This is a genomic window from Martinezella sp. CNPSo 3957 (assembly GCF_057784395.1).
The window spans coordinates 38837-64207 of sequence record NZ_JBXSOU010000016.1; the positions used below are offsets into that span (position 1 = coordinate 38837).

Genomic DNA, 25371 nt, shown 5'->3' on the forward strand with positions numbered 1-25371 from the left:
AAATTCGTGGCAGAAGAAAGCATGATCGAGATTCCCCGTCAAAAGCCGAAATTCCGTTTTGCCCCGAGCCCGAACGGCCCGCTGCATCTCGGCCATGCGCTGTCGGCCATCCTCAATTACGACATGGCGCAGAAAACCGGCGGCGATTTCCTGCTGCGCATCGAAGACATAGATCAGGCGCGCTGCACACCCGATTTCGAAGAGGGCATCTATAGAGATCTCTTCTGGCTCGGCCTCAGCTGGCAGCAGCCGGTGCGCCGGCAGTCCGAGCACTTTCCGGCCTATCAGCAGGCGTTGCAGACGCTTATCAAGCGCGGCCTCGTTTATCCCGCCTTCCTGACCCGCGGCGAGGTCAAATCGCGCGTCGCCGCTTTCGAGGCGGGTGGCAAATCCTGGCCACGCGACCCGGACGGCACGCCGCTATATCCACCCGACGATCGCGAGCGCAGCGATGCCGAGCGGCAGCGCCTGCTGGCATCGGGCATGAAACATGCCTGGCGTCTCGACATGGAGAGGGCATTGGCGGCTTCGGACCAACCATTGCACTGGCGGGAGAGCGGCGACGGCGAGAGGGGTATTATTTCGGCCGATTCCGCCGCCTGGGGCGATGTCGTGCTATCGCGCTCCGATGCGCCTTCGAGCTACCATCTTTCCGTTGTGGTCGACGATGCCGTGCAAGGCATCACCCATGTGGTGCGTGGGCTCGATCTCTTCCATGCTACGTCGATCCACCGCCTGCTGCAGACGCTGCTCGGCCTGCCGGAGCCGCTCTATCATCATCACTGCCTCGTCCTCGGAGAGGACGGCAAAAAACTCTCCAAGAGCATGGGCGATACCGGCATTGCCGAATGGCGCCGGCGGGGCCTCTCACCGGCGGAGCTTCGCCGCCGCATCGGCCTCTGATTTTGCTCCTGGTTCGGCCCGTGGTTCAGAGAGCATCTTTTCCGAAGCTACCTCGGCGGCCGCGCGGCTCGCCACCTTGCCGAACAGCAGCCGTCGCACGCGGAATTTCATCAGCGCCGCATTGACCTCCGCCCCCATGATGAAGATCACGGCGAGCATATAGAGAAAAATCAGCACGATCATCACGGACGCCAGACCGGCATAGGTGGCGGTATAGTTCGCGAAGGTCGAGAGATAATAAGCAAAGAGCACTGCGCCGATCGACCAGAAGACCAGCGTCAGGATCACGCCGGGGATCACGTCGAACACCCGCCTGCGCCCAGCCGCCAGCCACAGATGCAGGATCATCAGGCCCGCCAGCAGTAGAAAGATCGTGCCGTAGATCCGCCAGCTGAAGACGATGTCGAGGATATCGGCGAGCTTGGGCAGCCACTGCCTGGTGTAATTCAGCGCGAGCGGCACGGCGACAAGCAGGATGCTGAGAATGGCGAAGATCAGCACAGCAATGAGCACATAGCCGAGGCTGGCGAGACGGTTGAAATACCACGGCCGTGTCTCAGGCACGCGATAGGCGCGGTTCAGCGATATGCGCAGCGCCTCGACACCATTCGACGCGAAATAGGCCGCCGCAAGCACGGAAATCGTCAAAAGCCCGCCGCGCGGAATGGTCAGCACCTGCACGACCTGGTCGGCGAGCGGCTTGGCGATCGCCTCCGGCCAGGTATCGAAAATCAGGTGTACAGCCGTCGATGAAAACTGGCTGGCACCAAGAAAGCTCGCGAGCGCCGTGCCAAAGATCAGGAAGGGAAAAACCGCCAGCAGCGTCGACAGTGCCACATGGCTTGCCATGGCAAACCCGTCATCCTCGACGAAATGGAACACTGCGTCGTAGATCACCTTGTAAATCGTCCGCAGGGCTGTCGGCATTCCATCTCCGCTCGGCGTCGACATTCATCCCGGCGATACCGCCGGTTGTCGATTGTATCGGGTTCCTGAATATGGGAAACGAGTTTCGGTTTGTACAGGAATCATCTTCCCATGACGGAACAACGCACGATACTCGTCACTGGTTGCTCCTCCGGCATCGGCGCTTATTGCGCGCGGGCACTGAAGGCCGACGGATGGCGCGTATTTGCAACCGTGCGTAAACAGGAAGATCTCGCTTCGCTCGAAGCCGACGGCATCGAAGCGCTACTCCTTGACTACACAAAGCCCGAGACCATTTCCGCGACGGTGGCGACACTACGCGAGCGCACAGGCGACCGCATCGATGCCCTCTTCAACAATGGCGCCTACGGGCAGCCGGGCGCCGTCGAGGACCTGACGACCGATGTGCTGCGCGAACAGTTCGAAACCAACTTCTTCGGCTGGCACGAGCTGACGCGCCAGATCCTGCCGCTAATGCGCAAACAGGGCCATGGCCGCATCGTCAATTGCTCCTCCATTCTGGGACTCATCCCCTACCGTTTCCGCGGCGCCTACACGGCCTCGAAATTTGCGCTGGAAGGGCTGACGATCACGCTCAGAATGGAACTGCAGGATAGCGGCATCCATGTAAGCCTCATCGAGCCCGGCCCAATCGCGACGAAGTTTACCGCCAATGCACTCGCCAAGATCAACGAGCATATCGACCTCGAAGGCTCGCCCCATGCGGTGGAATACCGCAGGCAGCTCAGGCGGCTTGATGGATCAGGCCCGATCAGTAAACATAAATTAGGCCCGGAAGCGGTCTATGATGTGCTAAAATCAGCTTTGAACGTTAGAAATCCGCGCCCGCACTATTTGGTAACGACACCGGCCAAGCAGGGCGTGCTTTTGAAAAGGCTATTGCCGGCTAACCTTTTCTATCGTCTGATGCGCCGGCTGGATTAGAGCAATCCCACGAAAGGGCAAAGCGCCTTTTCCGCTTGAGAGTGCTTAAAAGAAGACAAGGATGGAGGAGCCATGTCTACCGTTACTTATGTTGCCGCCATCATTGTCATGGGACTTGTCGCGATCGTTCTCATTCGCGGCCTGCTGAACATGATGAAAGGCGACAACCCGAACCTTTCGAACCGGCTGATGCAGCTGCGTGTGCTGCTGCAGGCAGTGGCGGTGATCCTGATCATGCTGACGCTCTGGCTGACCGGCGGCGGCCGCCCGGCCTAGAGCCGGATGATTTTAGGTCTGTTCGACCTAAAATCTGAAACCGCTCACACTTTTCGGCATCATGCTCGAAAGCTATTCTGAGAAAAGTGCGAAGCGGTTTTCCGTCCGGAATTGCGTAAAACAAAGGGTTAGAGCATTTCGCGATCCCAAGAAAAGCGAAAGGCTCTAACCACAGGAACACGATGGTCAAGCTCAACAAGATCTATACCAAGACCGGCGACGATGGCACGACGGGCCTTGCCGCAGGTCCCAGGCGGCTCAAACACGATCTGCGCGTCGAAAGTTATGGCACTGTCGACGAAACCAATTCCGCCATCGGCGTCGCCCGGCTGCACATGTCAGACATGCCCGAGATCGACGCGATGCTGATGCGCATCCAGAACGATCTCTTCGATCTGGGCGCCGATCTTTCGACGCCCGAAACGGACGAGCCCCTACCCTATGAACCCTTGCGCATCACCGACCATCAGGTCGAAGGCCTGGAACATGATATCGATTTGCTCAATGCCGATCTCGAGCCGCTGAAATCCTTCGTTCTGCCGGCCGGAAACGCCGCATCTGCGCATCTGCACCTCGCCCGCACCATTGCCAGACGTGCCGAGCGACTGATGGTGGCACTGTCACGTGAGCAAGGCGAACGCGTCAGCCCGGCGGCGCTGAAATACGTCAACCGCCTCTCCGATTTGCTTTTCGTTACGGCGCGCTACGCGAACGATAAGGGCCGAGGCGATGTGCTCTGGGTTCCCGGCAAGAATCGATAGCGGCCCATGCCAATCGCCGGGGCACACATATTGACGTTAACGTAAACGTTATTTATGCCTTTCAAGCAATTCGTCTCTCGGCGGCCTGGAAGCGTTGTAATTGGGAAAAAAACGCGTATCCATGTCGCCATTCGACAAATGGAATGGCGCTAAACAGCGCATGTTCTCGGGCGATCATGTTGAAGGAAGGATTCCATGAAGATTCTCGTCCCCGTCAAGCGGGTTGTTGACTACAACGTCAAGATTCGCGTGAAGCCGGATGGTTCCGGCGTTGAGCTTTCGAACGTGAAGATGTCGATGAACCCGTTCGACGAGATCTCGGTCGAGGAGGCGCTGCGCCTGAAGGAAGCCGGCAAGGCCGAGGAAGTGGTGGTCGTATCGATCGGACCTGCCAAGGCTGAAGAAACGCTGCGCACGGCGCTCGCCATGGGCGCGGATCGCGCCATCCTGGTCGAGACCGACGATGCGGTGGAGCCGCTCGCCGTCGCCAAGATCCTGAAAGGCGTGGCCGAGGCCGAACAGCCGGGCCTCATCATCGTCGGCAAGCAGGCGATCGATGACGACTCGAACCAGACCGGCCAGATGCTGGCAGCCTTGTTGGGCGCCGCCCAGGCCACCTTCGCCTCGAAGATCGAGATCGGCGATGGCAAAGCCCAGGTCACCCGCGAAGTCGATGGCGGCCTGCAGACGATCGAGGTCAAGCTGCCGGCGGTCGTCACATCAGACCTGCGTCTGAACGAACCGCGCTATGCCTCGCTGCCGAACATCATGAAGGCCAAGAAGAAGCCGCTCGACAAGAAATCGCCTGCCGATTTCGGCGTCTCGACCGAGCCGCGCCTGAAGGTGCTGAAGACGGAAGAGCCCGGCGGTCGTAAGGCAGGCGTCAAGGTCGGCTCGGTTGCCGAGCTGGTCGAAAAGCTCAAGACCGAAGCCGGCGTGCTTTAACCCAGTCCGAACGAGGAGTTAGACATATGGCCATTCTTCTTCTGGCTGATCACGACAATGCCCACCTCTCCGACCAGACCGCCAAGGCGCTGACGGCGGCCGCAAAGATCGGCGGCGACATTCATGTGCTGGTCGCCGGCGCCGGCGCCAAGGCTGCGGCCGAACAGGCCGCCAAACTGGCCGGCGTCTCCAAGGTGCTGGTTGCCGAGGATGCAAGCCTCGCCAACAATCTCGCAGAACCGCTGGCAGCCCTCATCGTATCGCTTTCCGGCTCCTACGACGTGATCATCGGCGCTGCGACCTCGGTCGGCAAGAACGTGCTGCCGCGCGTTGCCGCCCTGCTCGATGTCGCCCAGGTCTCCGAAATCATCGAAGTGGTCTCCGCAGACACCTTCAAGCGCCCAATCTATGCCGGCAATGCCATCCAGACGGTGCAGTCGACCGACGCCAAGAAGGTGATCACCGTGCGAACGGCTTCGTTCGCGTCTGCTGCCGAAGGAGGCTCGGCGGCGATCGAGACGGTGTCAGCCGCAGCCAATCCCGGCCTTTCCACCTTCGTCGGCGATGCGCTGTCGAGCTCGGATCGTCCGGAGCTAACCTCCGCCAAGATCATCATCTCGGGCGGCCGTGCACTCGGCTCTGCCGAGAAGTTCCGCGAAGTCATCCTGCCGGTTGCCGACAAGCTCGGTGCTGCCGTCGGCGCCTCCCGCGCTGCCGTCGATGCCGGCTATGCGCCGAACGACTGGCAGGTCGGACAGACCGGCAAGGTGGTCGCACCGCAGCTCTATATCGCCTGCGGCATTTCCGGTGCCATTCAGCATCTGGCCGGCATGAAGGATTCGAAGGTCATCGTCGCCATCAACAAGGACGAGGAAGCCCCGATCTTCCAGATCGCCGACTACGGCCTCGTCGCCGACCTCTTCGAGGCACTGCCGGAACTCCAGAAGGCGCTTTGATCGCACCCACCGGCCTTCTCGCAGTTGCGAGAGACTGGAAAATCGTCTCTTATAGGTCTATCAATCTTTGCCGGGCTAGAAATGGCCCGGCAAATTTGAGTTAAAAGCATAGCGCATCGCCAGGAGCGCGCCGGGGAGTTGGCAATGAGTTCGCTGAAGACGATCGGTATTATCGGCGCGGGCCAGATGGGCTGCGGCATTGCCCATGTGTCCGCCATGGCCGGCTACAAGGTTCATATCTATGATCTCGCGCAGGACCGCATCGAAAGCGGGCTAGCCACCATCAACGGCAACCTCGCCCGCCAGGTCGCATCCGGCAAGACGACCGACGAGGAACGCAAGGCAGCCCTTGCCCGCATCACCGGCTCCGCCGATCTCAACGATCTCGCCCAGGTCGATCTCGCCATTGAGGCTGCGACGGAAGACGAAAGCGTCAAGCGCAAGATCTATGCGCAGGTGTGTCCGGTGCTGAAGCCCGAAGCGCTGCTCGCAACGAATACCTCGTCGCTGTCGATCACCCGCCTTGCCTCCGCCACCGACCGTCCCGAGCGCTTCATGGGCATCCACTTCATGAATCCGGTTCCGGTCATGAAGCTGGTGGAACTGGTGCGCGGTATCGCCACAGACGAATCGACCTTCTCCACCGCCAAGGACTATGTTTCTTCGCTGGAAAAGACGATCACCGTCGCCGAGGATTTCCCCGCCTTCATCGTCAATCGCATCCTGCTGCCGATGATCAACGAGGCGATCTATACGCTCTATGAAGGCGTCGGCACCGTCGATGCCATCGATACCGCCATGCGGCTGGGCGCCAACCATCCGATGGGCCCGCTGCAGCTTGCCGATTTCATCGGCCTCGACACCTGCCTTTCGATCATGCAGGTGCTGCATGATGGGCTCGCCGACTCCAAGTATCGCCCCTGCCCGCTACTGGTGAAATATGTCGAAGCCGGCTGGCTCGGCCGCAAATCGGGCCGCGGCTTCTATGACTACCGCGGCGAAACGCCAATTCCGACTCGATAAAGCACCTTCTCCCCGAGGGGAGAAGGAGGAAAATCAAATCCCCGCAGCCGCCTTCACCAGGTTCTTCGCATCCTCGCTGTCCCAAGCCGCCGGACCGTTCATCGCTGACAGCAGGCAGCCCTTGTCGTCGATGAGCAGCGTCACCGGCAGGCCAAAGGCCAGGCCTTGTTTCTTCAGCGCATTGAACACGCCCATGGTGTTGTCGCGGTAGTAGCCGAGCTTGTCGATCGCATATTCCGCACGAAAGGCCTTGGTCTTTTCATCGTCGCCGGTATCGATATTGACGGCAACCACTTCGAACTTGTCGCTGCCGGCGCTCTTCTCAAGCGCGTTCAGTGCCGGCATTTCCTCGCGGCACGGCACGCACCATGTCGCCCAGACGTTCAAGAGCACGGTCTTGCCGGCGAAATTGCTGATCGACAGCGACTGCCCGTCAGCCCCCTTGAAGGAAACACCCTGGAGCGAGATCGGCGCCGGCGGCACGCTCATGGCGGCGACCTGCCCCTTGGTGAAAGGCGTCAGGGCAGCGGCACGATCCCTGGCAGTCCCGCATTGATCGGCCGAGGCCGTTTCACCAATGCCATTGCCATACCCCGCCTCCTTCACGTATACCGCTGCCGCACCGGCAATAACCCCGGCGACGGCGGCAAGCATAACAAGTTTCATGGACGGCAGACCGAACGGCTTCTTTGCTGTCATTACATTCTCCAGGTGGGCATCTCATGACTGACGGCACGGACACCAAATCCTCCAACCAGATGTGGGGCGGGCGTTTCGCTTCCGGCCCCGCGGCAATCATGGAGGAGATAAATGCCTCGATCGATTTCGACAAGAAGCTGTTTGCCCAGGACATCCGCGGCTCAATCGCGCATGCGAGCATGCTCGCCAATCAAGGCATCATTTCAACCGAGGATAAAGACAAGATCGTTCACGGGTTGAACACGATCCTGTCAGAGATCGAAAGCGGCAATTTCGAATTCTCACGCCGCCTCGAAGACATCCACATGAACGTCGAGGCGCGGCTTGCGACCTTGATCGGCCCGGCTGCCGGCCGTCTGCACACCGCCCGCTCGCGCAACGACCAGGTGGCGCTCGATTTCCGCCTCTGGGTGAAGGAAGAGCTGCAGAAGTGCGAGCAGGCGCTGACCGAGCTCATCTCTGCCTTCCTCGACCGTGCCGAGGAACATGCTGACAGCGTCATGCCTGGCTTTACGCATCTGCAAACGGCACAGCCCGTCACCTTCGGCCATCACTGCATGGCCTATGTCGAGATGTTCGGCCGCGACCGCTCGCGCGTGCGTCACGCCATCGAGCACATGGACGAATCGCCGATCGGCGCCGCAGCCCTTGCCGGCACCGGCTTTCCGATCGATCGCCACATGACAGCCAAGGCGCTCGGCTTCCGCGAGCCGACCCGCAACTCGATCGATACGGTCTCCGACCGCGATTTTGCCCTGGAATTCCTTTCGATTGCAGCGATCGCCGGCATGCATCTATCGCGCCTTGCCGAAGAGATCGTCATCTGGTCCACGCCGCAATTCGGCTTCGTGCGCCTCTCCGATGCCTTCTCCACCGGTTCCTCCATCATGCCGCAGAAGAAGAACCCGGATGCCGCCGAACTCGTGCGCGCCAAGACCGGCCGCATCAACGGCTCGCTGGTGGCGCTGCTGACGATCATGAAGGGCCTGCCCCTCGCCTATTCCAAGGACATGCAGGAAGACAAGGAACAGGTCTTCGACGCTGCCGAAAGCCTGGAACTCGCCATTGCCGCCATGACCGGCATGATGCGCGACATGACGATCAACACCGCCCGCATGAAGGCCGCCGCCGGATCCGGCTATTCCACCGCCACCGATCTCGCCGATTGGCTGGTGCGCGAAGCCGGCCTGCCGTTCCGCGATGCCCACCATGTGACGGGCCGCGCCGTGGCGCTTGCCGAAAGCAAATCCTGCGAGCTGGCAGAACTCTCGCTTGCAGACCTGCAGGCGATCCACCCGGATATCACCGACAAGATCTTCGATGTCTTGACGGTCGAGGCCTCGGTCGCCAGCCGCAAGAGCTTCGGCGGCACGGCGCCTTCGGAAGTGCGCAAGCAGATCGCCTTCTGGCGTGCTCGCAACTGAGAAAATCGCCGAAAGTCATAACCAACAATCAGGGTGCACAAGGCTCGGAAACTTCGCTATGAAGGACTGCTTTCGCGTTTGCCGCCCAAGAGGATTTCGATGCAGATCAACATGCCGCACATCATCCGCCTGACCGTCGTGCTTTCGGTCATCGGCCTAGCCGTTGTCGGATGTGGCCGCAAAGGCCCTCTCGATCCGCCGAGTGCGCACGCGACCAAGGGCGGCGACGTCTCCAAGCCGACGAAGGAGCCGGGCACGGAGGACAAGAAGTTCTTCCTCGACCCGCTTCTCTAATTAGGCAACGACCGTGAACCACTTTGAGTATCGCGACGGCATCCTCTACGCCGAGGATGTACCGGTTTCGGAGATCGCCAAGGCGGTCGGTACCCCCTTCTACGTCTATTCGACGGCTACGTTGGAACGCCACTACCGCGTCTTCGCGGAAGCTTTCGGCGATGTCGATGCCATGGTCTGCTATGCCATGAAGGCCAATTCCAACCAGGCGGTGCTGAAGACGCTCGGCCATCTCGGCGCCGGCGTCGATGTCGTCTCTGTCGGTGAGCTGCGTCGAGCACTGGCCGCAGGCATTCCCGCAAGCCGCATCATGTTCTCCGGCGTCGGCAAGACGGCGCAGGAAATGGACGCGGCGCTCGAAGCCGGCATCTACTGCTTCAACGTCGAATCCGAACCGGAGCTGGAAGTGCTGAACCAGCGCGCCGTCCGCGCCGGCAAGGTGGCGCCCGTCTCCTTCCGCATCAACCCGGATGTCGATGCGCGCACGCATGCGAAAATCTCGACGGGCAAGAAGGAAAACAAGTTCGGCATTTCATGGCAGCGCGCTCGCGCTGTCTATGAACGCGCCGCCAGCCTGCCTGGGATCAAGGTCACCGGCATCGATATGCACATTGGCAGCCAGATCATCGAGCTGCAGCCCTTCGACGACGCTTTCAAGCTGCTGCGCGACCTCGTGGAAACGCTGCGCGGCGATGGTCACGATATCCATCATGTCGATATCGGCGGCGGCCTCGGCATTCCCTATCGCGACGACAACAATCCGCCGCCGCTGCCGGATGCCTATGCCGAGATCGTCAAGAACCAGCTGCGTGGCCTCAACTGCCGGATCGTCACCGAGCCCGGCCGCCTGATCGTCGGCAATGCCGGCATTCTGGTGACCGAAGTCATCTATGTGAAGGATGGCGGCGACAAGAGCTTCGTCATCGTCGACGGCGCCATGAACGACCTCATTCGTCCGACGCTCTACGAAGCCTATCACGAGATCAGGCCGGTTGCTGTCGGCGATGTGAGCACGCCGCGCATCAAGGCCGATGTCGTCGGCCCGGTCTGCGAAACCGGCGATTATCTGGCGCTCGACCGCGAGATGGCGCTGCCGAAACCCGGCGATCTCCTCGCGGTCGGCTCGGCCGGTGCCTATGGTGCCGTGCAGGCCGGCACCTACAACAGCCGGCTTCTGGTTCCCGAAGTGCTGGTCAAGGGCAACGAATTCCACGTCATCCGCCCGCGCGCGACCTACGAAGAGCTGATCGGCCTGGATTCGATCCCGGCCTGGCTTGAGGGATAATCGGCCTCAATCCATGATTTCGGGGGGCAGTGGAATAGCCGTCCTGCCCGATCACGTTTCGGCGAAGTCCGGTGAAAAAACAGCCTTTCATGCCCGTTGCCCTCGTCTTCGCCACAAAGAATGTTATCTTTGATTGAATGGTGTCTCGCCGGGCACCGCGTGCGCGAGCGTGTGGGACGCCGCGCCACCCAAACGGGCTACTAGCCAACGTCAGATCGGGAGAAGACCGGACCGATGACCAGCCCCAGCAACCCTAAGAAGGGCGCTTTCGCCACCCATCCGGCGCTGGCGCGCATGGTTGCGGTCAAGCGTCTCTTTGCTCGGCTGGTTCTGGTCAGCGAACAGCTTCTGCCACGGCTGCTGTTGCCGGCATCCATTCTGGCCCTTTTCCTCTCCGTCGCCTGGTTCGGCATTTTTCGCATGGCGCCGGATACTCTGCGCTTTCTGCTGCTTGCCGTCTTCGCGGTCGGCTTCGCCATCTCCCTCTATCCGCTGCGCCGCCTGCACTGGCCGAACACCACAGCGGCGGACCGACTGCTGGAAGAGCGCAACGGCCTCGCCCACCAGCCCGTTACGGTGCAGGAAGAAGAGCCGGCGCTCGACACCCCCTTTGCCCGCGCGCTCTGGCGCGAGCACCAGACGCGTATGGCCGAACGCATCGCCGCCCTGGATGCCGGCCTGCCCAGGCCGGATATCACACGTTACGACCGCTTTGCATTGCGCGCAGTCCCTGCATTGCTGCTGGTAACGGCCTTCAGCTTCTCCATGTCCAACAGCGGCGGCTCGCTCAGTGATGCCTTCACGGCATCGACCTCCACCTCGAGCAATCCGGATGTCCGCGTCGATGCCTGGGTCACCCCGCCCTATTACACCGGCGAGCCTCCAGTCTATCTGACCAGCAATGTCGATAATGCCGGCAATAGCCTGAGCGTGCCGCAATTCTCCGAACTCACCGTGCGTGTTTCGGGTGCTGCGACGGATGAGAAAGTGCTGTTCCAGGCGACTGGCGCGGAAAAAGGCGCCGAAATTCCCGAGCAGGCCGCTGATGCCGACAAGCAGGGTCCGGCGGGCGCGAGACCTGCAACGCCTCCCGCCGTGCCGCCTGCAGCAAACGGCACCGGCAATATCCCGGCCGCGGACGGGATGGTCGCCCGCACGCACGTCCTGAAGCTTGAAAAGGGTGGCGAACTCACCGTCAACGGCAAGTCCTGGTCCTTCAATGTGGTCGTCGATAAGCCGCCGGAGATCACCTTCGACGGCGTTCCGCATGCGACGGCCAGCGGTGCGCTGGAACTCGGCTTCAAGGTTAGGGATGATTACGGCGTCGAGGAAGCCCGTGCCGAGATCGTGCCCGTGGAATCCGATCCTGCCGCGACGCCGCTTTATGGCTTGCCGGAATTCAAGCTCGAAATGCCGCGTCGCGACCGCCGCAATGGCAAGGGTCTGGCAAGCCATGATCTGACTCAGGATCCGCTGGCCGGTAAGCGCGTGCGCATCACCCTCGTCGCCAAGGACGGTGCCGGCCAGACGGGACGCAGCTCACCTTACGAGATGGTATTGCCGTCCCGCAATTTCAGCCAGCCGCTCGCTGCCGCCGTGGCCGAAGAACGTCAGGTCTTCGCGCTCGATACGCGCAAGATGCCGGAAGCGATCGAACTCAACAAGTCTCTGACCATACGGCCCGAAGAAACAATCCCCGATCTTGGCAACTATCTAGCGCTCAAGTCGGCGCTCACGCGCATGAAGCTCGCGAGCAACGAGACCTCGCTGAAGGATACGGCCGATTATCTCTGGCAGATCGCGCTCGGCATGGAAGATGCGCAGCTGACGGACGCGGAAAAGGCCCTGCGCGACGCCCAGCAGAAGCTCTCCGATGCGCTTCAGCGCAACGCCCCCGACGCCGAGATCAAGAAGCTGACTGACGAGCTGCGCAAGGCGATGGACGCCTATATGAAGGAGCTGGCCGAGCGCATGCGCAACATGCCGGCCCAGCCAAACCAGCGTTCCGCCAATATCCTGCGCCAGCAGGATCTGCAGCGCATGATGGATCAGATCGAGAATCTCGCCCGCTCTGGCAATCGCCAGGCCGCACAGCAGATGCTTTCCGAACTGCAGCAGCTGATGAACAGCCTGCAGGCCGGCAAACCGCAGCAGGGGCAGCAGCAGAACCAGGCCAACGACAAGATGCGCGAGCAGATGGACAAGCTCGGCCGCATCATGCGCGATCAGCAGAAGCTGATGGATCAGACCTTCAAGCTCGATCAGGCCATGCGTGACCGCATGCAGCGCGGCGATTCCAATGAGGATGGCGACGGCTTGATGGATCAGCCCATGCCCGGCCTCAACGACCCGATGCGCCCGGATATGGGCCAGCGCAGCCAAGGCCAGCAGGATCAGCAGCAAGGCCAGAACCAGCAGAGCGACAAGGGCAAGGATCCCACCGATGGCATGACGGCCGATCAGCTCCGCGACGCGCTGAAGCAACTGCGCCAGCAGCAGGAGGATCTCGGCAAACAGCTTGGCGAACTCCAGAAAAACCTTGGCTCACTGGGCATGAAGCCGAATCAGAATTACGGCAAGGCACAGCAGGAAATGAAGGGCGCGTCCGGTCAGCTTGCCGAGGGCAACGGTGAAGGCGCGGTGCAGGGCCAGGGACGCGCGCTGGACGCCCTGCGCAAGGGCACGCGCGAAATGATGAACCAGCTTATGGCCCAGATGCAGCAGGGACAAGGCCAGGGGCAGGGTCAGGGACAGATGCCGGGGCAGATGGGACAAGGCGGTCAAAACGGCCGCGATCCGCTCGGCCGGTCGCGCAACGAGGGTGGTTTCTCGGACAACCCTAACGACAACATGGTGCCTGATATCATCAACGCAGAGCGCGCCCGCCAAATTCTCGACGCCATTCGCGAGCGGCTGAGCAACAATCCCACGCTCAGCGAAGAACGGCGCTATCTGGAACGTCTGCTGAATTTGGGTCAGTGAGGCAGCTTCGGGCTACCGTCCATCACGAGAATGGAGCCAGCACGAGGACGCCCGTGCTGACCAGAAATCAACGTCAGGCAGCCAAAGCCCGCGCGACAGCCTTTCGGATGTCTGGCAGCGCAAATGGCTTGGCAACGACGTCGACGATCTTTTCCATAAGATCGTCAGCGCGCTCGCGCTGCTCCGCATAGCCGGTCATCAGCAGGATTTTCATCCCCGGGCACGTCGAATGTGCCTGATGCGCGAGCTCAATGCCGTCCATCACCGGCATGCGGATATCGGAGAGAAGCAGATCATAGCCGCCCTCTTTCAGCTTTTCCAAGCCTTCCGCGCCGTCTGCCGCCTCTTCGGTCTCGTGGCCGTCCAAGCGCAGCGCGCGGGCGACGAAGCTGCGCAGCGAGTCCTCGTCTTCCGTGATCAGAATTTTTGCCATGGTCCGTGCTCCTGGTCCGTCATGTTCCGCGACCGAAATCACCAGAATTCCGTTTGCGATAGGTAAACAGCGGACAGGCGATCAAGCTCCGTGGTTAACGGTTCGTCATCGCTGGAGCAGAATGGCACAGGCGGACATGCCGCCTGCATTAACTCAAGATCAGGCCTCGGCGTCGCCCGTGACGACACCGACGAAGGGCAATTCGCGGAAGGCGTAGGCGACATCCATGCCGTAGCCGACAACGAAATAATCGGGGCATTCGAAGCCGACATAATCGGCCTCCAGCTCTTCCTGGCGCTTGACGCTCTTATCGAGCAGGACGGCCAGCGTGACATTACGGGCGCCGCGCTCATAGAGCAGCTCCTTGGCGAAACGCAGCGTGCGGCCCGATTCCAGAATGTCGTCGATAAGCAGCACGTCCCGATCCTTGACGTCGCTATCGATGTCCTTGACGATGCGCACGCCCTGCGACGTCGTGCCGGCGCCGTAGCTCGAAAGCGTGATGAACTCGACCTCCGGGGCAAGCCCGGTCTCATGCAGAGCACGGAGCAAATCGGCTGCGAAGATAAATGAGCCCTTGAGGATGGCTATGACGAGGAGGTCCTTCGTCGGCCCCTTGGCGATTTCCTTCGCCAAGGCATGATTGCGCTCGGCAATCTGCTCGGCAGTGAAAAGCGGCTCGATATTCTTCCCGCGTACGACAGGCATTGATTGGCATGCTCCATGGCTAAGCGGCCCCTGGCCGCCGATCAAGCTCTACAGCGCCGCGTGTCACATAGGACGCGCAAAGGTCGCTGTAGCACTCTAAAGCAGTAGCCCCTAGCACAATCGGCAAGCCCGACACACCCCCTACGGCATGAAGGAAAGCCGGACATCCGGCGTTTTTCCACCGGGATGCTGCAATCGCGTCGAAAATCCGCGGCTTTCATGCGGCCCGAGGCGATCGACGGGCGTATCCACAACGATGCTCCTGACCAGCTGGCCGCCTGCAAAAAGATCGGCGCGCACCTGCGGAACCGAAAGCGTGGCACCGCTGACATTCTCGATGACGCCGTTCAATCTCAAGACGGGCAGCCCGCTCTCATCCCGTGGCGTCAGTGTCACATGCGAGAACTGCAGCGGATCGGACGTCGCCTTGGCGGGCGCGTTGGAGAGACCGGAAAAACCGCCGGAAAGACCGAAAATCAAGATTGCGAGGCAAACGATGAGCGCGACGAAGCTGCGCCGCGATGCCTGCTGCAGAACCTCCTCGACACCGCGCAAGACGGACAGGATGCGTGAGAAGGTGGTCTTGCGCGTCACGGGTTGCGGTTTTGGTCTGGTATGCCCGCCATAGCGCATGTTAACGCCGGACACAGTCCGTCCGCGTGCAGCGGCAACGGTCACGAATTCGGCATCGACGATATCGGGCTTCGGCATGACGTAATGCGCCTGGCCCGACCCCGCTCCTCGTTCGGGCGGAATGAGGTCATAAACCAGCCCCGCCTGCTGTTGACGGTGGCGAAAAGCGCCCATGATGGCCTCCCGTTGCGGTGATCCACATGGTTTCGACGCCCATTGCCAATCTGGGCATTGAAACGAATCCTGCCCAGTCGTAAATTTTATTGGTTAATGCTTCGCAAAGATCGCCATGAATAGGGCGCCTTTCCAGAAAAATTTACCGGCTGTTAATGCCATTGGTTAACAAGTCGCCTGATTGAACCCTGCGGAAGACTGGACTGCCCGTTGATTCATTTTGAGAACGTCGGTTTGCGCTATGGCATGGGTCCGGAAATCCTCCGCGACCTGAGCTTCGACATACCGAGGAAATCGTTCCAGTTCCTGACCGGCCCCTCCGGCGCCGGCAAGACGACACTGTTGCGGCTGCTCTTCATGTCGCTGCAGCCGACGCGTGGGCTGATCCGCATGTTCGACCGGGAGATCTCCTCGATCCCGCGCAACGAACTGCCGCTGCTGCGCCGCCGTGTCGGCATCGTCTTCCAGGATTTCCGGCTGCTCGAGCATCTGACGACCTATGAAAATGTCGCCCTACCGCTCCGCGTGCGCGGCAAGGACGAAAGCTCCTATCGCACCGACGTCCTCGAACTTTTGAAATGGGTGGGGCTCGGCGAGCGCATCAACGTGCTGCCGCCCGTGCTTTCGGGCGGCGAGAAACAGCGCGCGGCCATCGCGCGAGCCCTCATCGACCGCCCGGAAATCCTGCTTGCCGACGAGCCCACGGGCAATGTCGATCCGCCGATGGCGCGCCGCCTGCTCAATCTCTTTCTCGAGCTTAACCGGCTCGGGACTGCTGTGGTCATTGCTACGCACGATCTCGCTTTGATGGACCAGATCGAGGCGAGACGCATGATCCTATCGGGGGGGCATCTCGATATCTATGACTGACCCCCGCCCCCGCAGGACAGCCCCGAATGCCCGGGCACCGCAGGCACGGCAAGCGCCCGCGGCACCGATAGAACGCAAGCGCCCGGAGATGCGCGTTCGCCCGACGGGACCGATCGTGCCGTCCTCCAACATTCAGGGCAATGCGCTCATCGTCGTCATTGCCATCATGGCCTTTCTCGCCTGCCTGACGCTCGGTGCGGTCAGCATGGTGCGCTCGACGGCGGCAAGTTGGGAAAGCCAGATTTCCCGCGAGATCACCATACAGATCAAGCCGGATGACAATCTCGACATGGAAAAGGCGCTCGCGAGCGCCCGCGATATCGCGCTCAGCTTCGTCGGCACCAAATCGGGCCAGATTGTCGACGAGGCGGCGACCGCGCGCCTGCTCGAACCGTGGCTCGGCGCCGGCCTCGATATCAAGGAATTGCCCATTCCGCGCCTGGTCATCATCACCATCGACGAGACGCATCCGCCTGACTTCGAGGCGATGCGCGCATTGCTCAAGGCGCAGATCCCGCAGGCAACGCTCGACGACCATCGCACCTGGGTCGACCGGCTCGTGTCGATGGCGCATACCACCGTTCTCATCGGTACCGGCGTCCTGCTGCTGGTCTTCACCGCTATGGTTCTGACTGTGGTTTTCGCTACGCGCGGCGCATTGTCGGGCAACCGCCATATTGTCGAAGTCCTGCATTTCGTCGGCGCCGAAAGCACCTTCGTCGCCAATGAATTCCAGAAGCATTTCCTGAAGATCAGCCTCAAAGGCTCGGGAGCGGGCAGCGCCCTTGCCGCGCTTTTCTTCGCGACAGCCGGCCTCCTGCAGAGCCATACGATCGCTACACCGCAGACCGATCAGGCAACCGCATTGTTCGGGACTTTCTCCGTCGGCGCGCTCGGCTATATCGGCATTCTCGCCACCATGATCATCATCGCGCTGCTGACGACGCTGACGGCACGTTTCACCGTCATGCACACGATCTATGAGATCGATCTGGTTCGTTCCGATCCCGGGCGGACGGATAGCGTACCGAATTGACGCTTCAGCGATGTTTTTTTACCGTGTGCCAGCCCGTTCCTTGCCGCAATTGGCGTATAATAGCGAATCATGAGCATGGATCTGACGACTCGCAAGACCATAAGTTTGCAGTCGCTGCGGACACGCCCCAGCGGCGATAGACCCGTGCGCCGTAGCCTGTTCCGGCGTCTCTTGCGCTGGGGCGGCTTCGCCTTCATCTTCCTCGCGGCCATCGTTTTCGGCGGCTTCCTGCATTTTGCCGATTCGATCACTACCTTGAAACCGCCGCTCGAGCCGAAGGCCGATGCCATCGTCGTGCTGACCGGCGGCTATCAGCGGATCGATCAGGCGGTGGAGCTGCTACGGACCGGCGCCGGAAACCGTCTCCTGATCTCGGGCGCACATCCGACCACCACGCCGACGCAGATTCGCAAATTGACGCAGAGTTCCGCCAGCCTGTTCAGCTGCTGTGTCGACATCGGCTACGACGCGCTCGATACGATCGGCAATGCCCGCGAAGCGGCAAAGTGGATTCACGCCAGGGGCTACAAGAGCGTTCTCGTTGTCACGAACAACTACCATATGCCCCGCAGCCTCGCCGAACTGAAATATGTCGACCCCTCGACCGATTTCATTCCCTATCCGGTCGTCAACTCGGATCTGAAGAGCAAGAACTGGTTCACGGACCCGAATGCGCTGCGGACGATGATCTCCGAATATGCGAAGGTCCTCCTCGCCGGTGCCCGCAACCTGACCGGCCTCGGCCGGCCGGTAGGCTTGCGCTCGCGGCAGCCGGCTGAAGACGACGACTGAGGCTCGCAGCAAAGGGCGAATCTCGGAGGGGCAACGCGCTTGAAGGCGCGAAACCATGCAAAGACCGACTTTTTATTGACGCTGTAATCGTGTAGGCAAACCTTCGGATGCCGGCGCAAGCCGGTGCATTGGAAAAGCCTCGATGATTATCTTGCGTTCGATCCTGTTCAACACGGCCTTTTATGCCAATCTGATCATTCGCATGATCGTGTTGACGCCGATTTACTTCCTCATGCCGCGCAAGGCGGCCTACGCGATCCCGAAGGCATGGGCGAAATCCAGCACCTGGCTGATGGAGAAGATCGTCGGCACCACCTTCGAGATCGAGGGCCTTGAAAATCTCCCCAAGGGCAGCTTCATCTTCGCGCCAAAGCACCAATCCTTCTGGGATACATTCGCGCTGCTGCCCTATCTCGACGATCCGGTCTATATCCTGAAGCGCGAGCTTTTGTGGATCCCGCTGTTCGGCTGGTATGCGAAGAAGCAACGCATGATCCCCGTGGATCGCAGCGCCCGCGGCAAGGTGATGTTCGACGTCCTGAAGCGCACGCGCGAAGAGCTCGCCACCGGCCGCCAGCTCATCATCTATCCCGAGGGTACACGCCGCCCGCCGGGCGCCGAGCCAGTCTACAAATACGGCATTGCCCGCATGTATCGCGATCTTGGAATTCCCGTGGTCTCGGTCGCCATGCATCCCGGCCTTTTCTGGCCGCGCCGCACCTTCCGCAAGTATCCCGGCCATCTCAAGGTGCGCATCCTGCCGCCGATCGAGCCCGGCATGGACCCGGATGCCTTCTTCGCGCGCCTGATCGAGGAAACGGAAAGAGCAAGCGACGAGTTGCTGGTCGAAACCGTCGCCAACAATCCGCATCTGCCGCTTCCTCCGACCGCAGTCCAGCGCCTGGCCGAAATCGGCAAGACAAAGCCGGTCACCGCCGCGGTCTGAGCGAGCTCTCGATTCTATGCGATAGGTTCAGGATACCTTTCGCATCCGCTCCACCTCGCCGGCGACCTGTTCGAGCCAGTGATCGCGAATACCCATGTCCCGCAGATGCGTCAGCGTATTGAAGAGATAGGCATCGTTCGGGCCGGAGCGGCCGTTGGCAGCTTCCACCACATTCGCTGCCTCGACGGCATCCAGCGAGCCGGCATATTGCCTGTGGTTGCGATCGACGACATAGGCTACGGCGTTTACGCGCCGCCCGTCAGCGAGCCGAATCGGCAGGGTCTTTTCCAGATAGACGTTGGTGACGAGCTCGCGTTCGCGCAGATAGGTCAGCACCTCGTCCCACTCGGAGGCGGGGACCCGGAAGGCCATGCCGCGGCAGGAACCGCCGCGATCGAGGCCGAGGACGAGGCCAGGGTTTTCTTCCGTGCCGCGATGGACCCAGGAACGGACGCAGAGCGAGCGACGATAACCGAAAATCAGGGCCTCGGCCCGCTCGTCATAACCAAAGCCCGGATTCCACATGAGGGATCCGTAGCCAAACACCCAAAATTCGTCCATATCCAACGCCAAATCACTGTGAAGCTTCAGTTCAACCATTGGAGAACAACATGGCAGCGTCAAGCCAGAGCGTAACGACCAGTCGAGGCAAACGTCTGTGGCTCATCCTTTTTGGGCTGGTGGTGGTTCTGGCCGGTCTTTACACCGGCGGTTGGTACTATGCGACCGGTTTCGTCAGGAGCAATGTCCTGAAGGCGCTCGGCCAGCAGAACAGCGCCGGCGTTGCTGGCAAATGCGAGAACATGGCCTTCAACGGCTTTCCGTTCTCCATCGGCCTGACCTGCGACACCGTGACGGTCGACAACCAGACGCGGGGCGTCTCCACCAGTTTCGACAGGCTCAGCGCCTCCGCGCCGGTCTTCCAGCCCAACCATGTGAGCTGGAGCCTGAAATCTCCTGCCGCGTTGCGGACGACGGAGGGCCTGGCCGTATCGGCAGAATGGGCCGACCTGCAATCGAACCTCGTCGCCAAGGGCCGCGGCGTGGCGCAGACCCAGACTGTTATCAATGGGCTGAAGGCAGGCATCGTCTCCTCCGTCACCGGCCAGAGTGTCAATGTCACAGCCGCCCGCACGGAGATGCATGCTAGCCAGAACGGCAGCGATCTGGATTTCGCGATCGGCGTCGAAAATGCCAATGCCGTGATCAAGGATTTCCCCCAGGTCCTGCCGACCGCATCCACGAGCGCTAATGTCACACTATCAGGCAAGGCCGGCCTGCTCGATGGCAGCGACCGGGAGGGGCTTCGCGGCTCGGCGGGCGTGTTGCATCAGGCCGTCATCGACATCGGCGACGGCCGCATCATGACGCTTTCCGGCCCCTTCAATTTCGACGATGAGGGTTTTCTATCCGGCCAGTTCAAGCTGGAGATCAATCAGATCGGGCCTTGGGGCGATAGCCTGACCACGACGCTTCCCGCCGCCAAGAACATCATCAAGACGGCCACGAAGATGCTGAAGGCGCTTGCCAATGGCGGCGATAAGGTTTCCGTCGATCTCACCGCCGATCGCGGCCGCCTCTCGCTCAGCGGCTTCATCCCGCTCGGCAAGATCCCGCCGATCTGAGAGCCTATCCTTTGCGGATGCCGGAGATATCCTTCACAAAGAATATCTCCGGGCTCGGCTGGACGATGCGGAGGTCTATGCTGCCGGCCGCCTTGAAGCCGTTGCGGCGATGCCACGCCTGCGGCTCGGCTTCCGCCCATTCGCTCGATGTCATCAGATGCCCGGCGCCCTCTTCGATCATGGCGCGTTCCCAGGCGTGGAACATGGCTGTCCCAACGCCCTCGCGTCGGTATGATGGCAGTACGCGGATCATGTCCATATAGGGGATTTTGCCCCAGAAACGGCTGAAGCGCAGGAAGCCGACAAGCTCCCCATTCTGCTCGGCGACAAAATACTCGCCAAACTCAATGCAACGCTTGATCCAAGCTTCACTCGCGTCATCATGATGGGCGAGCCAGGGTAGATCCTCGGAGCGTCCACATCTGACGATCACGAACGCCCCTCCCTCGCGCAAGAATGCCTATTCCTTCACATCCAGCGCATGACGGCCGAAATCCGGCACGTCGACATCCTGGCCGGCTTCGACGATCGAGCGACGAATGGCGCGCGTACGGGTGAAAAGTTCGAAGATCTTGTCGCCGTCACCCCAGCGGATCGCACGCTGCAGCGATGCGAGATCCTCGGAGAAGCGCGACAGCATTTCGAGAATCGCATCGCGATTGTGCAAGCAAACGTCGCGCCACATGGTCGGATCGGACGCGGCAAGGCGGGTGAAATCGCGGAAACCGGATGCCGAATATTTGATGACTTCCGACTCGGTCACCGTCTCCAGATCATCAGCGGTGCCGACGATGTTGTAGGCGATGAGATGCGGCAGATGCGAGACGATCGCCAGCACCTTGTCGTGATGCTCAGGGTCCATCTCGTCGACACGGGAGCCCAGAGTTTCCCAGAAGGTGCGAAGCGTCTTGATCGCGGCCTCGTCGGTACCCGGAACGGGCGTGAAGATGCACCAGCGCCCTTTGAACAGCCCCGGAAAGCCCGCATCCGGGCCGGATTTCTCCGTGCCTGCCAACGGATGGCCCGGAATGAAATGCACGTTGGCGGGCATGTGCGGCTGCATCTGCGCGATGACGGAGGCCTTGGTCGAACCGACATCGGTAACGATGGCGCCCGGCTTCAGATGCGCGGCGATTTCCTTGGCGACGCTCTCCGAAGCGCCCACAGGCACGGAAACGATGACGAGATCGGCGTCTTTCACGGCTTCGGCTGAGGACGGCGTATAGCGGTCGCCCAACTTCAGCTCTTCGGCACGCTTCAGCGTCTCGGCGCTGCGTGTCGAGATCACCACTTCCTTGGCCAGTCCGAGGCGCTTGATGTCATGGGCGATGGAGGAGCCGATCAGGCCGATGCCGATCAGCGCAGCGCGATCGAACTGAATGTTGCTCATACCTTGCGTCCCATAAATTCGGCCAGAGCGTCGATGACGCCGAGATTGGCCTCTTCGGTGCCGATGCTCAAGCGCAGCGAATTCGGGAAGCCGTAGGCTCGAACGGCGCGCAGGATATAGCCGCGGCTCGTCAGGAAATCATCGGCCTCCACGGCGCGCTTGCCGTCGCTGTCAGGGAAGTGGAACAGGACGAAATTCGCAACCGACGGCGTCACCTTGAGGCCGAGAGCCTCGAGCGCAGCCGTCATCTTCTCGATCCAGAGCGTGTTATGCGCGACCGCCTTTTCCGTGAAAGCCTGATCGCGAATGGCAGCGGCTCCGGCAGCAATAGCCGCGCTGTTCAGGTTGAACGGAGCACGCACGCGGTTGATCGCATCGACGATATCGACCGGGGCATACATCCAGCCGATACGAAGGGCTGCCAGGCCGTAAACCTTGGAGAAGGTACGTGTCATGACGACATTCTGGTTTGCCGAAACGAGTTCAAGGCCAGCCTCGTAGTCGTTGCGGCGGACATATTCGGCATAGGCAGCGTCGAGAATGAGGATGACGTGCTTGGGTAGGCTCGCCTGCAGGCGGCGGATCTCGCTGACCGGCACGTAGGTACCTGTCGGATTGGCCGGATTGGCAATGAAGACCATTTTGGTCTTCTCCGTGACCGCCGCGAGGATCGCGTCGACATCGACGGTGCAATCCTTCTCCTTGACGGTGATCGGCGTCGCGCCGGCGGCCATGATCTGGATCTTGTAAACCAGGAAGCCGTGCTCGGTGATGATGCCTTCGTCACCGGTGCCGAGATAAGTGTGGCAGAGCAGCCCGAGCAGCTCGTCGGAGCCGGCGCCGCAAAGGATATTGGCCACATTCAGCCCATGCACATCGGCGATCGCCTGGCGCAATTCCTTGGCCTGTCCGTCCGGATAGCGCTCGAGATTGCCGGCAGCACCGCGGAAGGCTTCGATGGCCTTCGGGCTGGCGCCAAGCGGCGTCTCGTTCGAGGAGAGCTTGAACACGCGCGCAACGCCCGGCGCATGCTCCTTGCCCGGCACATAGGCAGCGATATCGAGAATGCCGGAACGCGGGACGGGCTTGCTCATTTCCATGCTCATGGGATCGACCTTGGGAAAGACCGGAAAATTCCGGTTTATGACATCCCGTCGCATTAAAGCGGATTGATAAATTTGTCGAGTGTCGGCGCTACGGCGAAAGCGTCACGCGCCATCGCGCGTCGTCGGTATGCCGCGCGGCGCTAGCACCGGCACGAAGACACGGCGCGAGGCGCGGACGGCAACGGGCAGGCCCTGATAAAGCCGCTTCTGCGCCTCGACGATGATGACGCCGGAAAAAGCCGGCCATAGGGTTCGGCCGATCCGCTCGAAGGCGCGGCGCAGCCGCAGCACGGTTCGCAGCTTCGAAGGCGGGAAGAACAGCGCCTCCGCGGTCGCACCGGGGGTGAAATTGGTTTCGCGCAGCAGCGAGGTGAGCTGGCCGCGCGAATAGGGCCGGCCTGAACCGAATGGCGTGTGCTCCATGCGCGCCCATACGCCGGTACGGTTCGGCACGACGATGACCAGCCGGCCGCCGGGCGCCAGAACGCGCCAAAGCTCCTTCAGCGTCTCGCGCGGGCTTTCGGCAAACTCCAGCGAATGCACCATCAGCACACGATCGATCGAACTGTCCGGCAACGGCAGTTCTTCGTCGAAGATCAGGGCCGTCGCCGAGGCTGAGCCCATAGGCCAGTTCACGGCCCCCTGTCCCGCCGGCATGAAGGCGAAGGTGCGTTCGGTATCGGCCCGAAAACGGTCGAGATAAGGAACGGCATAGCCAAGGCCGACAAGCCGCTCCTCCGGCATGCGCGCCCAGATGGAGGACAGCGCCATGGCAATCGACTGCTCCGCCAAGCGACCAAGCTCGGAATGATAAAACTGGCGAAGATCGACAATATCGGTATGCATCGAAACAAATGTTATCAGCCGAACGTTGGACTTCAAGGCCGAACGGCTTACATTCTCTACTCACGGAAAAGATGAGGAAGATTTCGATCATGAAACCATTGGAATTAGAGATTTTTATCTGCCGTTCCGACAATTACGGCGTCTTGGTCCATGATCCTGAAACCGGATTGACGGCATCGATCGACGCTCCGGAAGCAGATGCGATCCTGAATGCCGCCGATCGTCGTGGCTGGACCATCAGCCATATCCTGACCACGCATCACCATACCGATCATGTCGAGGGCAATCTGGCGTTGAAGGAACAGTTCGGCTTGGAGATCATCGGCCCCATCAACGAGGCGGTCGCCATCCCGGGCCTTGATCGCGCCGTCGCTGATGGGGATACGTTCGAGTTTGCGGGCCATACGGTCAATGTCATCGAAACGCCCGGCCACACCGCCGGACACGTCTGCTATCATTTTGCCGACGACAAGCTGCTCTTTGCCGCCGACACGCTGTTTGCGCTCGGTTGCGGCCGCCTGTTCGAACGGCCGGCAATCGATATGTGGGCCTCCCTTCAGAAGCTTGCGGTCCTGCCGGACGAAACGGCCGTCTATTTCGGCCATGAATATACGCTCTCCAACGCCCGCTTCGCACTGACCATCGACCCCGACAACGAGCGGCTGAAGGCACGCGCGGCGGATATCGAAGCCCTGCGGGCGGAAGGCAAGTTCACCATCCCGACCACATTGGCGCTGGAGAAGGAAACGAACCCGTTCCTGCGCGCTGCCGATCCCGCGATCCGCCGCAACCTGCTGATGGAAAGCCGCAGCAACGACGAGGTCTTTGCCGAGATCCGCAAGCGCAAGGATAATTTCTGATGCAGGCAAAGGAGATCATCGAAACGCTCTCCATGCAGCGGCATCCGGAAGGCGGCTGGTACGTGCAGACCTTTCGCGACGAAAATGGCGGCGCCCGCGGCCATTCCACGGCGATCTACTATCTGCTCGAAACCGGCGAACGCTCGCACTGGCACCGGGTGCAGGATGCCGCCGAAGTCTGGCACTACTATGCCGGTGCCCCGCTTGCCCTACATCGTTCCGCCGACGGCAAGACCAGCGAAACCCTTGTGCTGGGCCTCGACCTGGCAAAGGGCGAGCGTCCGCAGGCGATCATTCCGGCCAACTGGTGGCAATCAGCCGAAAGCCTCGGGCAATTCACGCTTGTCGGATGTACGGTGGCACCCGGCTTCGAATTTTCGAGCTTCGAGATGGCACCGCCAGACTGGAAGCCGGCCTCAGACTGAACCTCTTTTTACCTTTCATTGACATCACACAGGATGCGGCCAGACAGCGCGTAGCGATGGTCTTGAAAAAGCTGTGCGCTGTGTCAGCTTTACACGGGGAGAGTGAA

Annotated in this window: 28 protein-coding genes; 18 read left to right on the forward strand and 10 right to left on the reverse strand. The window is 61.0% G+C overall.

Features of this window, described 5'->3' with window-relative positions:
- The first annotated feature begins 21 nt into the window (after positions 1–21).
- The gene (gene gluQRS / locus AC13QE_RS27070; protein ID WP_488486043.1) at positions 22–903 is read left to right on the forward strand and encodes a tRNA glutamyl-Q(34) synthetase GluQRS; all 882 of its coding nucleotides are present in this window, start codon (positions 22–24) and stop codon (positions 901–903) included.
- On the opposite strand, the gene AC13QE_RS27075 is transcribed toward gluQRS, so the two are convergent.
- A complete protein-coding gene (locus AC13QE_RS27075) occupies positions 868–1830 on the reverse strand; it encodes a YihY/virulence factor BrkB family protein (RefSeq protein WP_112400559.1) in 963 nt (320 codons plus the stop codon). The genes gluQRS and AC13QE_RS27075 overlap by 36 nt on opposite strands.
- A 111-nt stretch (positions 1831–1941) precedes the next feature.
- Between AC13QE_RS27075 and AC13QE_RS27080 the strand changes: the two genes are divergently transcribed.
- From AC13QE_RS27080 to AC13QE_RS27105, 6 genes are all read left to right on the forward strand, one after another.
- Positions 1942–2775 carry an SDR family oxidoreductase gene (locus AC13QE_RS27080; RefSeq protein WP_488486044.1) on the forward strand — a complete coding sequence of 278 codons (834 nt, stop codon included), beginning with the start codon at positions 1942–1944 and terminating at the stop codon, positions 2773–2775.
- Positions 2776–2847: 72 nt separating this feature from the next.
- A complete protein-coding gene (locus AC13QE_RS27085; protein ID WP_015341309.1) occupies positions 2848–3051 on the forward strand; it encodes a twin transmembrane helix small protein in 204 nt (67 codons plus the stop codon).
- Between the two features lie 182 nt (positions 3052–3233).
- Complete coding sequence (locus AC13QE_RS27090) at positions 3234–3812, forward strand: cob(I)yrinic acid a,c-diamide adenosyltransferase (protein WP_488486045.1); 579 nt, start codon at positions 3234–3236, stop codon at positions 3810–3812.
- Positions 3813–4007: 195 nt separating this feature from the next.
- On the forward strand, positions 4008–4757 hold the full coding sequence (locus tag AC13QE_RS27095; protein ID WP_488486046.1) for an electron transfer flavoprotein subunit beta/FixA family protein: 750 nt from the start codon (positions 4008–4010) through the stop codon (positions 4755–4757).
- A gap of 26 nt (positions 4758–4783) precedes the next feature.
- Complete coding sequence (locus AC13QE_RS27100) at positions 4784–5713, forward strand: electron transfer flavoprotein subunit alpha/FixB family protein (protein WP_488486047.1); 930 nt, start codon at positions 4784–4786, stop codon at positions 5711–5713.
- 144 nt (positions 5714–5857) lie between these two features.
- On the forward strand, positions 5858–6736 hold the full coding sequence (locus AC13QE_RS27105) for a 3-hydroxybutyryl-CoA dehydrogenase (protein ID WP_488486048.1): 879 nt from the start codon (positions 5858–5860) through the stop codon (positions 6734–6736).
- Positions 6737–6769: 33 nt separating this feature from the next.
- Here the strand turns inward: AC13QE_RS27105 and tlpA are convergent, their stop codons facing one another.
- Positions 6770–7435 (reverse strand): thiol:disulfide interchange protein TlpA, encoded by a 666-nt coding sequence (tlpA, locus tag AC13QE_RS27110; protein ID WP_488486049.1) that lies wholly within the window; start codon positions 7433–7435, stop codon positions 6770–6772.
- A gap of 23 nt (positions 7436–7458) precedes the next feature.
- Here tlpA and argH point away from each other — a divergent pair, with 23 nt between their 5' ends.
- The 4 genes from argH (at position 7459) to AC13QE_RS27130 (ending at position 13420) form a co-directional block, all read left to right on the forward strand.
- Entirely contained in the window at positions 7459–8859 is a 1401-nt protein-coding gene (gene argH, locus AC13QE_RS27115) for an argininosuccinate lyase (protein ID WP_015341315.1), read from the forward strand.
- 99 nt (positions 8860–8958) lie between these two features.
- Positions 8959–9153, forward strand: a complete 195-nt coding sequence (lptM, locus tag AC13QE_RS27120) for an LPS translocon maturation chaperone LptM (RefSeq protein ID WP_183874558.1) — start codon at positions 8959–8961, stop codon at positions 9151–9153.
- A 13-nt stretch (positions 9154–9166) separates the two neighbouring features.
- Entirely contained in the window at positions 9167–10438 is a 1272-nt protein-coding gene (gene lysA, locus AC13QE_RS27125; RefSeq protein ID WP_488486050.1) for a diaminopimelate decarboxylase, read from the forward strand.
- Between the two features lie 234 nt (positions 10439–10672).
- Positions 10673–13420: a TIGR02302 family protein gene (locus AC13QE_RS27130; RefSeq protein WP_488486051.1), complete on the forward strand. Its 2748-nt coding sequence runs from the start codon at positions 10673–10675 to the stop codon at positions 13418–13420.
- 73 nt (positions 13421–13493) lie between these two features.
- Here AC13QE_RS27130 and AC13QE_RS27135 read toward each other — a convergent pair whose 3' ends face one another.
- The 3 genes from AC13QE_RS27135 to AC13QE_RS27145 form a co-directional block, all read right to left on the reverse strand.
- Positions 13494–13853: a response regulator gene (locus tag AC13QE_RS27135; RefSeq protein WP_106999186.1), complete on the reverse strand. Its 360-nt coding sequence runs from the start codon at positions 13851–13853 to the stop codon at positions 13494–13496.
- 159 nt (positions 13854–14012) lie between these two features.
- The gene (hpt, locus tag AC13QE_RS27140; RefSeq protein WP_132720689.1) at positions 14013–14561 is read right to left on the reverse strand and encodes a hypoxanthine phosphoribosyltransferase; all 549 of its coding nucleotides are present in this window, start codon (positions 14559–14561) and stop codon (positions 14013–14015) included.
- 141 nt (positions 14562–14702) lie between these two features.
- Positions 14703–15368, reverse strand: coding sequence for a hypothetical protein (locus AC13QE_RS27145; RefSeq protein ID WP_488486052.1), 666 nt, complete (start codon positions 15366–15368; stop codon positions 14703–14705).
- A 210-nt stretch (positions 15369–15578) separates the two neighbouring features.
- Between AC13QE_RS27145 and ftsE the strand changes: the two genes are divergently transcribed.
- The 4 genes from ftsE to AC13QE_RS27165 all read left to right on the forward strand — a co-directional run bounded on the left by ftsE (position 15579) and on the right by AC13QE_RS27165 (position 19012).
- Positions 15579–16238: a cell division ATP-binding protein FtsE gene (gene ftsE, locus AC13QE_RS27150; RefSeq protein WP_015341323.1), complete on the forward strand. Its 660-nt coding sequence runs from the start codon at positions 15579–15581 to the stop codon at positions 16236–16238.
- An 88-nt stretch (positions 16239–16326) separates the two neighbouring features.
- Positions 16327–17274 (forward strand): cell division protein FtsX, encoded by a 948-nt coding sequence (locus AC13QE_RS27155; RefSeq protein WP_488486101.1) that lies wholly within the window; start codon positions 16327–16329, stop codon positions 17272–17274.
- Positions 17275–17343: 69 nt separating this feature from the next.
- The gene (locus AC13QE_RS27160; RefSeq protein ID WP_184372320.1) at positions 17344–18066 is read left to right on the forward strand and encodes a YdcF family protein; all 723 of its coding nucleotides are present in this window, start codon (positions 17344–17346) and stop codon (positions 18064–18066) included.
- Between the two features lie 142 nt (positions 18067–18208).
- Positions 18209–19012: a lysophospholipid acyltransferase family protein gene (locus tag AC13QE_RS27165; RefSeq protein ID WP_132720686.1), complete on the forward strand. Its 804-nt coding sequence runs from the start codon at positions 18209–18211 to the stop codon at positions 19010–19012.
- A 27-nt stretch (positions 19013–19039) separates the two neighbouring features.
- Here the strand turns inward: AC13QE_RS27165 and AC13QE_RS27170 are convergent, their stop codons facing one another.
- On the reverse strand, positions 19040–19612 hold the full coding sequence (locus AC13QE_RS27170; RefSeq protein WP_488486053.1) for a gamma-glutamylcyclotransferase: 573 nt from the start codon (positions 19610–19612) through the stop codon (positions 19040–19042).
- Positions 19613–19623: 11 nt separating this feature from the next.
- Between AC13QE_RS27170 and AC13QE_RS27175 the strand changes: the two genes are divergently transcribed.
- Entirely contained in the window at positions 19624–20637 is a 1014-nt protein-coding gene (locus tag AC13QE_RS27175; RefSeq protein ID WP_488486054.1) for a DUF2125 domain-containing protein, read from the forward strand.
- Between the two features lie 4 nt (positions 20638–20641).
- Here the strand turns inward: AC13QE_RS27175 and AC13QE_RS27180 are convergent, their stop codons facing one another.
- The 4 genes from AC13QE_RS27180 to AC13QE_RS27195 all read right to left on the reverse strand — a co-directional run bounded on the left by AC13QE_RS27180 (position 20642) and on the right by AC13QE_RS27195 (position 24015).
- Positions 20642–21070 (reverse strand): GNAT family N-acetyltransferase, encoded by a 429-nt coding sequence (locus tag AC13QE_RS27180; protein ID WP_488486055.1) that lies wholly within the window; start codon positions 21068–21070, stop codon positions 20642–20644.
- A 27-nt stretch (positions 21071–21097) separates the two neighbouring features.
- Complete coding sequence (locus tag AC13QE_RS27185) at positions 21098–22027, reverse strand: prephenate/arogenate dehydrogenase family protein (RefSeq protein ID WP_488486056.1); 930 nt, start codon at positions 22025–22027, stop codon at positions 21098–21100.
- A complete protein-coding gene (gene hisC, locus AC13QE_RS27190) occupies positions 22024–23133 on the reverse strand; it encodes a histidinol-phosphate transaminase (RefSeq protein ID WP_488486057.1) in 1110 nt (369 codons plus the stop codon). The genes AC13QE_RS27185 and hisC overlap by 4 nt, the downstream gene beginning before the upstream one ends.
- 102 nt (positions 23134–23235) lie before the next feature.
- Positions 23236–24015: a class I SAM-dependent methyltransferase gene (locus AC13QE_RS27195; protein WP_041677690.1), complete on the reverse strand. Its 780-nt coding sequence runs from the start codon at positions 24013–24015 to the stop codon at positions 23236–23238.
- Positions 24016–24068: 53 nt separating this feature from the next.
- Here AC13QE_RS27195 and gloB point away from each other — a divergent pair, with 53 nt between their 5' ends.
- Both gloB and AC13QE_RS27205 read left to right on the forward strand, forming a co-directional pair.
- A complete protein-coding gene (gene gloB / locus AC13QE_RS27200) occupies positions 24069–24839 on the forward strand; it encodes a hydroxyacylglutathione hydrolase (protein WP_488486058.1) in 771 nt (256 codons plus the stop codon).
- Positions 24839–25264, forward strand: a complete 426-nt coding sequence (locus AC13QE_RS27205; protein WP_488486059.1) for a cupin domain-containing protein — start codon at positions 24839–24841, stop codon at positions 25262–25264. Before gloB ends, AC13QE_RS27205 begins: the two co-directional genes overlap by 1 nt.
- The last annotated feature ends 107 nt before the right edge of the window (positions 25265–25371 follow it).